This window comes from Pedobacter borealis DSM 19626 (assembly GCF_000708285.2).
Classification (GTDB): Bacteria; Bacteroidota; Bacteroidia; order Sphingobacteriales; family Sphingobacteriaceae; genus Pedobacter; species Pedobacter borealis.
This window is the reverse complement of sequence record NZ_JAUG01000063.1, coordinates 25,243-38,910: the sequence shown is the minus strand read 5'-3', so window position 1 is coordinate 38,910 and position 13,668 is coordinate 25,243. Positions and strand designations below refer to the sequence as shown.

Below are 13,668 nucleotides of genomic sequence, written 5' to 3'. Positions count from 1 at the left end.
AAAAGCGATTTCCCTGTCAGAAATAGTCACGCTCATTAATTTATTTTGTATGTAAGTTATTGTTTGTCAGTTTATTATGTTTATTTTCGCTTGATTATAGCTCAATGTTGTTGAAATTGGTTATCATTTAATTCGAAATGCGATGTAACACATATGATTAGCTAAAAATTCTCCCATCTTCAAGCAACACTGCTTTTTTACAATAGAATTATTATGTATGTTTGCATGCTCAAAATCTATGATAATATATGAAGGTTGCCCTTATTACTGGCGTTACTGGACAAGATGGTGCTTATCTTGCAGAATTTCTGCTAAAAAAGGGCTATTTTGTACATGGTATTAAAAGACGTTCATCTTTATTTAATACGGATCGTATCGATCATCTTTATCAAGATCAACATGAAAATAATGTGAATTTTAAGCTCCATTATGGTGATTTAACTGATTCAACAAATATTATTCGTATTATACAGGAAACTCAACCAGATGAAATCTATAATCTGGCGGCCATGAGCCACGTTCATGTAAGTTTCGAGATGCCTGAATATACCGCTAATGCCGATGGCATTGGAACTTTGCGTTTATTGGAAGCCATTCGGATTTTGGGTTTAAATCAAAAGACCAAAATTTATCAAGCTTCCACTTCAGAGTTGTATGGATTAGTGCAAGCGGTTCCACAAAGTGAAACGACCCCATTTTATCCACGTTCGCCTTATGCCGTGGCCAAAATGTATGCTTATTGGATCACGGTCAACTATCGTGAAGCTTATGGCATGTTTGCCTGCAATGGCATTTTGTTTAACCATGAAAGTCCTTTAAGAGGAGAAACCTTTGTAACCCGTAAAATTACGCGGGCAGCAGCCAAGATCGCCTTAGGTTTGCAAACCTGTTTATACCTGGGTAATCTATCCGCGCAGCGCGATTGGGGGCATGCTAAAGACTATATAGAAGCCATGTGGCTGATTCTTCAACAAGAAAAACCAGAGGATTTCGTTATCGCAACAGGTGTTACCACTACTGTACGTGATTTTGTTAAGATGAGCTTTGCTGAATTGGGTATTGAGATTGAATTTTCAGGAAAAGAAGAAAATGAGAAGGGTGTAATTATCGGTTTAGATGTGGAGGTGCTTAGTGGTTTAGGCTTAGATCCAGCAAAACTGTTTCTGGGCAGCACAATAGTAAAAGTAGATCCTAAATATTTCAGACCGACAGAAGTTGATCTTTTATTAGGCGATCCTACTAAATCTAAAACTCAATTGGGCTGGCAACCCAAATATGACCTGCCTGCGCTCGTGAAAGATATGGTGATTTCTGATCTGCATTTGATGAAAAAGGATGAATACCTTCGTCAGGGAGGATTTGAAACCTTAAACTATTTTGAATAATATTACCTACCGATTACCTCGGAAACCTATGAAACAAAGCATAAAAATTTTTCTATCCCTTATCGTTCTCAGTCTACTCGTTCATCTCTCCTCTTTTGCGCAGAATTATTCCAGTGTAAAGGTAGATGAACTCTCTGATGCCCAGATTCTTCAAATGATCAAAAAGGCAGAATCTGTTGGTTATAATGATGCCCAGTTAGAACAAATGGCTGCAGCACAAGGCATGAAAGCCGATGAGGTTCAGAAGTTAAGGGCTAGGGTAGCTAAGGTGCGAAAGCAAGGCGCTGCCGTACAGGTAGAACAAAAACCCGTAATTACAGGTAGAGAAATGAGTGAAACCACAGCGAGTGGAGAAATCAATAACGAAAAGAAAGAAGAAGATAGCGAAATTGGGCCAAAGATTTTTGGAGCAGAGCTCTTTAGGAATGGAAACATCACTTTTGAGCCCAATTTGCGGATGGCTACTCCTAAAGGTTATGTCATTGGCCCAGACGATAAGTTGGTGATCGATTTAACGGGTGATAATGAAGCCAGTTACAATTTAGAAGTTAGTCCGGAAGGAATTATTAATTTACAATATGTTGGGCGAATTGCTGTTGGCGGATTAAGCATCGATCAGGCCACCTCTAAAATTCGGACAGCTATGTCTAAAACATATCCTTCATTACGTTCGGGAAGAACAAATTTAGCCATTAATCTAGGGAATATTCGTAGCATTAAGGTAATTATGACGGGTTATGTAAGAAAACCTGGAACATACACTTTGCCATCATTGGCTACGGTGTATAATGCCTTATATGCATCAGGTGGGCCAGCACAAAATGGTTCCTTCCGTAAAATCCAGATCATCCGTAACAATAAAATTATTGCAACATTAGATATTTATAACTTCTTATTAAAAGGTATTCAGCAGGCTAATATCCGTTTACAGGATCAGGATGTGATCAACATTCCAGTATACGATGATCGTGTAGAAATTAGTGGAGAGGTGAAAAGGACTGCACTTTATGAACTAGTAAAGGGTGAAACCCTAAAAGATGTAATTGATTTTGCAGGTGGCTTTACTACGCAAGCCTATACTGCTAAAATCAAAGCTTTTCAAAATACTGACCGCGATCGCCGAATTAACGACATTGCTGCTGTAGATTTCCCTACATATGCGCCTAAAAATGGTGATAAATATGTAGTGGAAGCCATCTTAGATCGTTTTGCAAATCGGGTTGAAATTTTAGGATCGGTATTCCGTCCTGGAGTTTATGAACTGGAAAAGGGATTAACTTTAAGGGGATTGATCAATAAGGCTGATGGCTTAACTGAAGATGCTTTCTTAAATCGTGGTTATATCAATCGTTTAAATCCTGATAATACCCAGGCATTGATCTCCTTTGATGTGGCCAAGATTATTGCGGGTACCCAAACCGATATTCCTTTACAACGTGAAGATAAAATTACCATTTCGTCCATCTTCGATTTAAGGGATGAATACCAGGTTAGTATTCAGGGTGAAGTACGTGCCCCAGGAAGCTTTCAGTTTGCTGAAGGCATGACATTGGAATCGGTGATTCAATTGGCCGGTGGTTTCAAAGAGGGCGCTACACCTAACCGAATTGAAATATCAAGGAGGGTAAGGAATAGTGAAGCTACTTCGGCCACGGCACAAACTGCCGAAGTATTCATTGTGAATGTGAATGAAAACTTAAAGCTCGAGGGTGAACCTTTTGTAATTAAACCGTTCGACATTGTATCTGTACGAAATGCAGAGGGCTATGCGGTACAAAAGCAGGTTAAATTAGAAGGTGAAGTGGTTTATCCAGGTGTTTATACTATTGTGAATAAAAATGAGCGTATTTCTGACCTGATTCGCCGTGCAGGTGGTTTAACTTCTTCTGCATATGCCGATGGGGCTTCATTAAAAAGACCTGGTGCTGAAAAAGTAAATCCTAAGGATAAAAATGCGATCAATAATAAAGAAGATGAAGATAAGAAATTCTTAAATCTAAAAAGAGCACAAGAAGCTGGTGCGAAAGATACAGTAGCCGCCGAAGTGGAGCAAAAGTTAATCCAGAGTGACTTAGTTGGTATAAATTTGAAACGCATTCTCAAAGAGCCGCTTTCTAAATTCGACTTGATTGTAGAAGATGGTGATATTATTCGGGTTCCGCGTACTTTGCAAACTGTACGGGTAACAGGTGAGGTATTAAATCCGAACAATATTGTTTATCTACCTGGAAAAGGACTAAGGCAATATATCAATGGTGCAGGAGGATTTACCGATCACGCACGTAAAAGCGGTGTATATGTAAAGTATGCAAATGGTTCGGCAGCTGGAGTGGGTAAGTTTTTGTTTTTTAGTAATAACCCCGTGATTAAACCAGGAGCAGAAATTTTGGTGCCAAAGAAAGCTGAAAGAGAACGGATGACAGCGCAAAGTTGGATTGGGATCGGAACTGCGGTAGCTTCTTTGGGAGCGATTATTGTGAGTTTGTTAAGATAAAGCTCCCAACCTCCCCAGAAAGGATCGTCATTGTCCCAAAGGGACTACTTTGTAGCGAGGCCTGGGATGGTGCGAGCCGTGGTAATCTATTAAATTAGTACTAACAAAAATAATGACAACAACAAGTCAGCAAGATTATAAAAATACAGAGAGTGACGAAATCTCATTAAAAGAGTATGTCATCCTGAGCGTAGTCGAAGGATCTTTAAACATGAACAAGTCTTGATACTAAATACTCGATATTCATAAAATGTCAGAAAGTCAACATATACAAAACAACAACGACGAGATCTCCCTGAAAGAGCTCATTCTTAAAATCTGTGAATGGTGGCGATACCTTTTATCCAAATGGATCATCATCTTAATTTGTGCTTTGTTGGGGGGCATTTTAGGTTTTTGGTATGCAGCCAATAAGAAACCGCTTTATACCGCTACTACCACTTTCGTACTGGAAGATGAGAAGGGCGGCGGATTAGGGAGTTTAGCAGGCCTTGCTTCTATGGCCGGAGTTGACCTGGGCGGTGGCGGAGGAGGCATTTTCCAAGGAGATAATATCTTGGGCTTATATAAGTCGAGAACCATGTTGGAACAAACGTTATTAACGCTAGTTGACGTAAATGGTAAAAAACAATTATTGGTAGAACGTTACATTGATGTTAACGAACTCAGAAAAAAATGGGCTAAAAAGCCAGAACTTGTTAATTTACAGTTTATAGCAGACAGTTTGCGAGATGGAACTAAGCTATTACAACCAAATCGTTTACGTGATAGTGTTTTAGGGGATATCGTGTCAGATATTAATAAAAATTATTTAAACGTAGCTAAGCCCGACAAAAAATTAAGTACCATACAGGTAGATGTTAAAGCAAAGGATGAATTATTTGCCAAAAATTTTAATGATGCTTTGGTGAAAAATGTAAATGAATTTTACATCAATACCAAAACGAAAAAGACGTTGCAGAATGTTAAAATATTGCAGCAGAAAACAGATTCAGTGAGAGCAGTAATGAATGGGGCAATTTATACAGCTGTTGCTGTAGCTGATGCCACACCAAATTTGAATCCTACCAGGCAGGTACAGCGTGTGGCACCAGCTCAAAAAGCGCAATTTTCTGCTGAAACCAATAAAGCTGTTTTAGGAGAAATGGTTAAAAATTTGGAATTGACAAAGATGACTTTATTGAAAGAAACGCCATTGATCCAGGTGATTGATCAGCCAATTTACCCACTTACCAAAGAACGCTTTGGTAAATTAAAAGGATTGATAATGGGCGGATTTTTAGCTGGTTTTTTGGTGGTATTGGGGTTGATTGTGAGGCGATTGTTGAAACAGTTGACTGTTTAGGTTGTTGCTTGATTATAGATTTCCAGCATTAGGTTATCAAAAATAATAATGATTGTAGAAAACCAACATACAGAATTTAAAGCGAGTTTCAATGATGCTACAATAGAAACATTGTCTGCTTTTGTGAATACCAAAGGAGGGAAGGTATATGTTGGTTTGGACGATAAAGGAAAACCAGTTTCTAATTTTTCCATAGGCAAGGAAACTATTCAAAATTGGATAAATGAAATAAAAAATAAAACCCAACCGAGTATAATTGCCGATATTGAGATCGAAACTATTCATGGCAAGGAAGTAATTGGTATAACTGTTCATGAATTCCCGGTTAAGCCGGTGGCATTTAAAGGAAGGTATTACCAACGGGTAAATAATTCCAACCATCAGCTTTCGGCATTCGAAATAACGAATTTGAGTTTACAGTCGTTGCAGCTTTCTTGGGATTCCTATCCTAGACATGGAGGAAGTTTGGAGGATTTAGACGAACCTAAGGTGATCGCATTTATTGAAAAGGTAAATGCTACAGGGCGATTCAAATTGGAAGGCAGTTGGATGGAAAATCTGCAAAAGTTAAAATTGGTTGGCGCTAAAGGAATTACTAATGCAGCTTGGTTGTTGTTTTCAAATCAAGCAATAGGGTATAATGTTCATTTAGGACGTTTTAAAACGCCTTCCATGATTATCGATGACAAGATGCTCAATGGAACTTTGTTTGAGGTTGTAGAAGAGACCATGCGTTATCTCATCAGTCATATTAAGGTTGCTTTTGAAATAACAGGAATGCCGACTCAGCGTACAGAAATTTTTGAGTACCCTTTGCCTGCTTTACGGGAAATTGTACTCAATGCGATTATTCACAGGGATTATATGAGTCCCATAGACATACAAGTTAAAATATTTGACAATAAGATTAGCTTTTATAATCCCGGAATGCTTTACGGGAATCTAACCGTTGCGGAATTGATAAAAGATAATTACCAAGCTAATACCCGGAATAAATTAATTGCCGAAGCGTTTTATTTAACAGGTGATATCGAAAAATATGGCAGTGGTTTTGTACGGATCCGTAAAGAACTCAAGAAATATCCAACAATGAAAATGGAGCTTGAAGAAATACCAAATGGTTTTTTAGCTGTCTTAAGTTATACAAAACAACGAGTGAGATTGGTTGAGGATAATGTCACAGATAATGTCACAGATAATGTCACAGATAATGTCACAGATAATAGACGTAGGCATATTGTTGAATTGATGAAAAAGAATAAGAAAATTACAACTATTGAGATGGCTAATTCAATAGGTGTTGTGAGAAGGACTATCGCCAGAGATCTTGAACTTTTAAAAAAGAACGGCGTAATAGAACGCGTAGGTTCTGATAGTAACGGTTATTGGATAGTAAATGGTGATTAATCAAAAATATTAAAGCTTTTAAATTGACAACCAAAGCTCGATGCAATTTTATAAAAACGATGTCGCTATTTTAAAATTAACAGAAATGAGTAACCGAAGACAGACAACCCATAACTTATAAATAAAATGAAGACAGGAATAACTTTTAGTGTTTTTTAAAGTAATCTAAATGAAAAATTATACTTTAAAAGTTCACGATATAAAAAAAGAAACAAAAGATACTATTACACTTTGTTTCAAGCAACCTGGGTTGAAAAAGATTAAATATCAAGCTGGGCAATATCTTACGTTGTCTTTTAGAATCAACGGGCGACGCTACATCCGGCCTTATTCTTTTTCTTCTGCACCAGCTACAGATCAACATTTAGAGGTAACAATTAAAAGAGTGCTGAATGGGATTGTTTCGAATCATATTCATGATGTAGTATCAGTAGGTGATAGTATTGAAGTAATACAGCCCATGGGTGATTTTACCTGTGAAAACCAAAACTCAGATATCTTTCTTTGGGGTGTTGGAAGTGGAATAACCCCACTGATATCGTTGGCAAAAGAGATACTGGCTACATCGGAAATATATAAAGTACATTTGTTTTATGGCAACAGAAATCACGAAAGCACTATTTTTTTAAATCAAATTGAACAGTTTTTAGCAGATTATCCTAAGCGATTTATTGTCAAACATTTTCATACGAAGTTGCGCATTAGCCAGAGTGTACAAAATGTTGTAGAAGGAAGAATTGACAAGAAAAAAGCTATTGAGATTCTTCAACAATTTAATTTACCTAAGGATGCTAAACACTATATTTGCGGCCCAGTTGGATTAAAGGAATCTGTTAAATTGGCTTTAAAAGAATTTGATATTTCTGATAACAACATATTTTCAGAGGATTTTGAATTGGTTAAAAATCCTGCAGATTTCAAAAATATACATACACAAAATATCCAAATTCAATTTGAGGGAAAAGAACACCATATTGAAGTAACCAAGGGCAAAAGCATTTTGGAAGCTGCATTGGATGCTGACCTGGAGTTACCCTATTCTTGCCAGACAGGGAATTGTAGCACTTGTAAGGGAAAGCTTACCCGAGGTGAAGCTAAGATGATCGGCCTAAGTAAAGTAAGAGAGGATCTTAATGAAGATGAGTTTTTACTTTGCTGTACGCATCCTTTAACTGATAATGTTCATATAGAAATATAAATAGAGAATTTATGAAGGTAGTAATACTTGCCGGAGGTCTAGGTACCCGATTAATGGAAGAGACTGAAGCTCGCCCAAAACCCATGGTAGAAATTGGCGGTAAGCCTATTCTGTGGCACATCATGAAAATTTACGAAGCCTATGGTTATAATGATTTTGTATTGTGTTTAGGCTATAAGGCACAAAGTATCAAGGAATATTTTTTAAACTACTACCTTTATAATTCAGATGTATCGATTGATATTGAAAAAAACAAGGTGGATGTACATTTTTCTAACTCAGAGTCTTTTAAAGTTACTTTAGTAGACACTGGTTTAAAAACAAACACTGCAGGACGTATCAAAAAGATTCAAAAATACGTTGATGGAGAAACTTTCATGCTTACCTATGGCGATGGTGTTGCCGACATAGATATTAATAAGTTGGTTGAATTCCACAAAAATCATAATAAACTAGCCACTTTGACAAGTATTCAAACCCCAGGAAGATTTGGGAATATTGAAATGGAAGCTGATGGAACAGTGAACCACTTCGTAGAAAAACCACAGGGTGATGGAATGTGGATTAATGGAGGCTTTTTTGTACTAGAACCAGGTATCTTTAAATACTTAGAAGGAGATATGGATGATATTCAATGGGAGAATGTTCCGTTGAAGGAAATCGCAAATGATGGACAGCTGGCAGCTTTCAAGCATTCGGGTTTTTGGAAACCGATGGACGCTTTGCGAGATAGAATTGAGTTAGAACAGCTTTGGTCTACTGGTCAGGCTAAATGGAAAATCTGGTAGTATGTTTGATGAACTAAAAAGGATATACCAGGGAAAAAAGGTTTTCCTAACTGGGCATACAGGATTTAAGGGAGCCTGGATGCTTAAAACATTAAATCTTTTAGGTGCCGATGTTAAAGGTTATGCGCTGGCTCCGCAAACAGAAGAAGATTTATATAACTTGATAAATGGTAGCCAAATATGTGAATCTGTAATAGCAGATTTAAGAGAACGTGAAGTATTGAAGAAATCTATCTTGGATTTTCAACCAGACTTTATCTTTCATTTGGCTGCTCAACCTTTGGTAAGATTATCGTATGAAATTCCTTCAGAAACTTTCGAGGTAAACGCTATTGGTACAGCTAATGTTTTAGATGCAGTACGTTTATTAGAAAAGCCTTGTACTATCGTGTTAGTCACTACTGATAAAGTATATCATAATAATGAATGGGAGTACCCTTACAGAGAAAATGATCGTTTAGGCGGTTATGATCCCTACAGCGCAAGTAAAGCTTGTACAGAGCTGGTTATCGATTCTTATCGCAATTCTTTCTTTAATGTTGCCAAATTTGATTGTCATCAAAAAGGAATTGCTGTGGGTAGGGCAGGAAACGTTATAGGAGGTGGAGATTGGTCGAAAGATAGATTAATACCCGACATTGCCAAGGCATTATCCAAAAACGAAGAAATAATCATTCGTAATCCTAATTCAGTAAGGCCATGGCAACACGTTTTAGAACCAATTGTGGCTTATCTATTATTGGGAACTCGATTGCTGAAAGATCCCTTAATGTTTAGCGATGCATTTAATTTTGGCCCTTATACCACAGATGCACTGCCAGTTTCTGAAATGTTAAAACTTGCTATTGAAAGTTGGGGAAATGGGGCATACCGTGTCCAACAATCGGAGAACCAACCCCATGAGGCTGGCCTTTTAAAGCTTGATATCAGTAAGGCTATCAAAGCGCTTTCATGGAAACCAAAATTAAACGCTAACAACGCCGTACAACAAACCATCAGTTGGTATAGAGTTTTTGAATCGGATAGAACCGGAATTAATGCGTTTACTGAAAAGCAAATTTTAGATTATATCAATGCTTAAAGTTTTAATCACTGGCATCACTGGATTTTTAGGCTCCCATTTAGCACGAGTGTTATCTGCTGCGGGTATTCAAGTAATTGGGCTCAAAAGAGTAACTTCCGATACTTGGAGATGCCAAGATTTCAAAGGTGAAGTGCTATGGGTAGATTTAGATGATCAAGGTAACTGGGAAGATAGACTTAGGGAATTAGCGCCGTCGGTAATGGTGCATTGCGCTTGGAGCGGGGTTGAAGCTAAACAGAGAGAGAGTTGGACTGAACAAGCCAGCAACATTAGTTTCTTGATCCAATTGCTGGAAATTTCAAAAGAAGTAGCCTTAAGCAAATTTATTTTTCTGGGTTCTCAGGCAGAATATGGTGTTCTCCATGCAAAAGTTTCGGAAGAACAACCTATTCAACCGAAAGGCGCTTATGGAGCCATTAAAAGTGCCTCTTTACAAATTGTACAAACTTTTTGTGAAGAAAATTGTATTAACTGGGTTTGGCTTCGAGTGTTTTCGGTTTTTGGGGCAATGGAAGGTGATAATTGGTTAATTCCATCGCTGGTGCGTAGAATGAAAACTGAAATGGAAATGGATTTAACAGGTGGAGAGCAGCGGTACGCTTATTTATATGCCCCTGATTTTTCAGCGATTGTAAAGGTCATAATAGAACAGCCAATTCTTTCGGGCATTTACAATATTTCTTCTAATGAAGTCCATTCGTTAAAGGCTCTTTTAGAGTTGATCAGAGACCGAGTTAACAGCGATTTTAAATTGAATTTTGGCGTTTTGCCCTATCGCGAAAACCAATCGATGCATATTGAAGGAGATATCTCAAAGCTCTCCGCACAAATTAAGCTACCTAACCTAGCAAATTTTGAGGTAGCTTTGCAAAAAACAATAGGTTATTACACTTTAAATAGTAACTCAAAATGAAAGCATCAGACTTTATTGCTAGTTTCTTAGAGAAAAAGGGTATTCAAACGGTATTTGAGTTATCTGGCGGTATGATTACGCATATTTTGGATTCTCTATATCAAACAACCAAGATAAAAATTGTAACCATGCACCATGAACAATCTGCCGCATTCGCAGCTGAGGGTTATGGTCGCATCACTGGTTTACCCGGAGTAGCAATGGCTACAAGTGGGCCAGGTGCAACTAATTTATTAACCGGTATTGGAAGTTGCTTTTTTGATTCTACCCCAGCAATTTTTATCACGGGGCAAGTAAATAGGCATGAGCAAAAGGGTGATCGAGAAATCAGACAGTTAGGTTTTCAAGAGACGGACATTGTAACGATGGCTAAACCGATTACTAAAGCAAGTTTTCTGGTTAATGAGCCCAATGATTTAGAAGATATTTTAGAACAGGCATTTTACTTAGCTTGCGAAGGCAGACCCGGACCGGTTCTCATTGATATCCCTATGGATGTTCAAAGGACTCAGATTGAGGTTAAGAATACTATTTACAATGTTAAAGAGGATACTGCAATACCTGAGCAAATACTTGATCAATTAATTGAAGACATTAAAAATGCAGAAAGGCCACTAATTCTGGCGGGTAGAGGAATTAAGGCCTCCCAAAGTCAAGAACTGTTTGATCAGTTTGTAAGTAAAACCAAGGTGCCCGTTATCACCACTTTGCTAGGCCTTGATACAATCTCATTTGATGATCCATTACGGGTTGGTTTCATTGGAAGCTATGGTAATCGTTGGGCAAACATAGCATTTGGAGAAAGTGATTTAGTTATTGTTCTTGGGAGCAGATTAGATATTAGGCAGACGGGAGCAGATACTAAGTTTATCGAAAATAGAAGAATATACCATATTGATTGTGAGGCAGGTGAGATTAACAATAGAGTGAAAAATTGCATAGCTATTGTTTCTGAATTGGGAACTTTCTTGCAGCGTTTTACGAATCATACCTCTTCAATTCAATTTGATCAGCATAACAATTGGCTCCGTCATATCAATGACTTGAGATTACAGTGGCCCGATGAAAAGGAGCTGGAACCAAAAGGGATAAATCCGAATAAATTTATGCATGCGCTCTCTAAGGGAAACAATTTTGCTAAAGCTTATTTGGCAGATGTTGGTAGTCATCAGATGTGGGCGGCGCAGTCATTAGAGATACTTAAGGGGCAACATTTTTTAACCTCAGGCGGCATGGGTGCAATGGGTTTTTCTCTGCCTGCGGGTATAGGAGCTTGCATTGCGCTGGAAAAACAACCTGTTGTGGTGTTGGTAGGTGATGGTTGTATGCAGATTAATATTCAGGAGTTACAGACTATTGTTAGAAATAATCTCCCTATTAAAATTGTGGTGTTAAATAACAGAACACTGGGAATGATCAGACAGTTTCAGGATAGTTATTTTGAATCCAGGTATCAATCTACCTATTGGGGGTATGATGCCCCGGACTTTTCAAAAGTGGCAATGGCTTACGGAATTGATGCGTTAACCATCTCTGATGAAAGTGAATTTGATTCTGCCAATCAGTGGCTTTGGGAGGGCGAAAATGCCATGAAGCCTAAATTGCTTCAACTGATGATTGATCCACATACTAATACTTACCCTAAAATCGCATTTGGTAAACCCATTACCGAAATGGAGCCTTTCTCCAAGCCAATAGAGATGGAGGGAACTTAATAAACATTAAAGATTTTTACTATACAAAACATTATGTTAAAAAATATTACTGATTCCAATTTGGAGAAAGCCTTGCGTGAAATTGCAAGGCAAAAAACTACACAAGTTATTGTACCAGGTCAGAATTACATTCCAGTTACCGGTAAGGTATTGGATGAAGATGATATATTATTGGGCGTGGAGGCTACACTAGATGGATGGCTAACTGCTGGAAGATTTTCTAACCAATTCGAGTATGAGTTTGCGCAGTATTTTGGAGCCAATAAAGCACTATTAGTAAATTCAGGTTCTTCAGCAAACTTAGTTGCTTTTTATGCCTTAACATCACCTAAGTTAGGCGATAGAGCTATTAAACCAGGAGATGAGGTTATCACCGTTGCCGCTGGATTTCCAACTACAGTGAACCCATTAATTCAATTTGGTGCTATTCCTGTATTTGTAGATGTGGATATTGCCACGCACAATGTCTTGTCTGAAGATATCGAGAAAGCTGTTTCACCAAAAACCAAGGCAATTATGATTGCTCACTCTTTGGGTAATCCTTTTGATTTGGATGAAGTAATGAGGGTAGCTAAGAAATATAATCTATGGGTAGTAGAAGATGATTGCGATTCTCTAGGTGCAACTTATAAAGGCAAGAAAACGGGTACATTCGGTGATATTTCTACTTTCTCTTTTTACCCCGCACACCACATCACAATGGGCGAAGGTGGTGCAGTGCTCATCAATAATCCAGAACTAGCCAAACTTGCAGAAAGTTTTAGAGATTGGGGAAGAGATTGTTATTGTGAACCTGGAAAAGATAATACTTGCGGATGTAGGTTTGGGCAGCAGTTAGGCTCCCTACCTTATGGCTATGATCATAAGTATACCTATTCGCATATCGGGTTTAACTTGAAAGTGACTGATATGCAAGCCGCTTTTGGGGTTTCTCAGATCAAAAAAATCGATCATTTTGTACAGCGTAGGAGAGAAAATTATGCAGCATTGTATCAAAGAATGAAAGAGTTCGAAGAGATTTTTATCTTACCTGAACCTACTCCTAATTCGGATCCTTCATGGTTTGGATTTTTACTTACACTAAGAGATGGCGATTCTAATGATAGACATATGTTAGTACAACATCTGGAAGAAAAGAAAATTGGGACACGATTATTGTTTGCGGGCAATCTACTAAGGCAACCAGCCTATGCGGGCATTCAACACCGTACTATCGGAGATTTGAAAAATACCGATATTATTATGAACCAATCGTTTTGGTTGGGCGTATGGCCAGGATTAAATGAGTCACATTATGATTATATTGCAAACGTGATTAGGGAATATTTAAATTCTTAAT

Annotated in this window: 10 protein-coding genes; all 10 read left to right on the top strand. The window is 37.9% G+C overall.

All coding sequences use genetic code 11. The features are described 5' to 3' along the window. Positions 1–248: 248 nt before the first annotated feature. The 10 genes from gmd to rfbH all read left to right on the top strand — a co-directional run bounded on the left by gmd (position 249) and on the right by rfbH (position 13,667). Positions 249–1,385, top strand: coding sequence for a GDP-mannose 4,6-dehydratase (gmd, locus tag AW17_RS16120; protein ID WP_029278157.1), 1,137 nt, complete (start codon positions 249–251; stop codon positions 1,383–1,385). A 28-nt stretch (positions 1,386–1,413) separates the two neighbouring features. After that, positions 1,414–3,879 (top strand): SLBB domain-containing protein, encoded by a 2,466-nt coding sequence (locus AW17_RS16115; RefSeq protein WP_029278155.1) that lies wholly within the window; start codon positions 1,414–1,416, stop codon positions 3,877–3,879. Positions 3,880–4,129: 250 nt separating this feature from the next. Next, the gene (locus AW17_RS16110; protein ID WP_029278153.1) at positions 4,130–5,224 is read left to right on the top strand and encodes a Wzz/FepE/Etk N-terminal domain-containing protein; all 1,095 of its coding nucleotides are present in this window, start codon (positions 4,130–4,132) and stop codon (positions 5,222–5,224) included. Between the two features lie 48 nt (positions 5,225–5,272). Further along, complete coding sequence (locus tag AW17_RS16105; protein ID WP_051691888.1) at positions 5,273–6,631, top strand: RNA-binding domain-containing protein; 1,359 nt, start codon at positions 5,273–5,275, stop codon at positions 6,629–6,631. 169 nt (positions 6,632–6,800) lie between these two features. After that, on the top strand, positions 6,801–7,829 hold the full coding sequence (locus tag AW17_RS25190) for a flavin reductase family protein (RefSeq protein WP_029278149.1): 1,029 nt from the start codon (positions 6,801–6,803) through the stop codon (positions 7,827–7,829). 11 nt (positions 7,830–7,840) lie between these two features. Continuing rightward, on the top strand, positions 7,841–8,617 hold the full coding sequence (rfbF, locus tag AW17_RS16095; protein ID WP_029278148.1) for a glucose-1-phosphate cytidylyltransferase: 777 nt from the start codon (positions 7,841–7,843) through the stop codon (positions 8,615–8,617). Position 8,618: 1 nt separating this feature from the next. After that, positions 8,619–9,698 carry a CDP-glucose 4,6-dehydratase gene (gene rfbG / locus AW17_RS16090; protein WP_029278147.1) on the top strand — a complete coding sequence of 360 codons (1,080 nt, stop codon included), beginning with the start codon at positions 8,619–8,621 and terminating at the stop codon, positions 9,696–9,698. Next, positions 9,691–10,614 (top strand): NAD-dependent epimerase/dehydratase family protein, encoded by a 924-nt coding sequence (locus tag AW17_RS16085; protein WP_029278145.1) that lies wholly within the window; start codon positions 9,691–9,693, stop codon positions 10,612–10,614. The genes rfbG and AW17_RS16085 overlap by 8 nt, the downstream gene beginning before the upstream one ends. Further along, positions 10,611–12,329, top strand: a complete 1,719-nt coding sequence (locus AW17_RS16080) for a thiamine pyrophosphate-binding protein (RefSeq protein WP_029278144.1) — start codon at positions 10,611–10,613, stop codon at positions 12,327–12,329. Before AW17_RS16085 ends, AW17_RS16080 begins: the two co-directional genes overlap by 4 nt. Positions 12,330–12,362: 33 nt before the next feature. After that, complete coding sequence (gene rfbH, locus AW17_RS16075; protein WP_029278142.1) at positions 12,363–13,667, top strand: lipopolysaccharide biosynthesis protein RfbH; 1,305 nt, start codon at positions 12,363–12,365, stop codon at positions 13,665–13,667. Position 13,668: the final 1 nt, after the last annotated feature.

Excerpts from the sequence above, each read along its gene's own strand:
- AW17_RS25190 (WP_029278149.1), top strand. The coding sequence starts at position 6,801 with ATGAAAAATTATACTTTAAAAGTTCACGATATAAAAAAAGAAACAAAA.
- AW17_RS16115 (WP_029278155.1), top strand. The coding sequence starts at position 1,414 with ATGAAACAAAGCATAAAAATTTTTCTATCCCTTATCGTTCTCAGTCTA.
- rfbF (WP_029278148.1), top strand. The coding sequence starts at position 7,841 with ATGAAGGTAGTAATACTTGCCGGAGGTCTAGGTACCCGATTAATGGAA.
- AW17_RS16080 (WP_029278144.1), top strand. The coding sequence starts at position 10,611 with ATGAAAGCATCAGACTTTATTGCTAGTTTCTTAGAGAAAAAGGGTATT.
- AW17_RS16110 (WP_029278153.1), top strand. The coding sequence starts at position 4,130 with ATGTCAGAAAGTCAACATATACAAAACAACAACGACGAGATCTCCCTG.
- AW17_RS16085 (WP_029278145.1), top strand. The coding sequence starts at position 9,691 with ATGCTTAAAGTTTTAATCACTGGCATCACTGGATTTTTAGGCTCCCAT.
- AW17_RS16105 (WP_051691888.1), top strand. The coding sequence starts at position 5,273 with ATGATTGTAGAAAACCAACATACAGAATTTAAAGCGAGTTTCAATGAT.
- gmd (WP_029278157.1), top strand. The coding sequence starts at position 249 with ATGAAGGTTGCCCTTATTACTGGCGTTACTGGACAAGATGGTGCTTAT.
- rfbG (WP_029278147.1), top strand. The coding sequence starts at position 8,619 with ATGTTTGATGAACTAAAAAGGATATACCAGGGAAAAAAGGTTTTCCTA.
- rfbH (WP_029278142.1), top strand. The coding sequence starts at position 12,363 with ATGTTAAAAAATATTACTGATTCCAATTTGGAGAAAGCCTTGCGTGAA.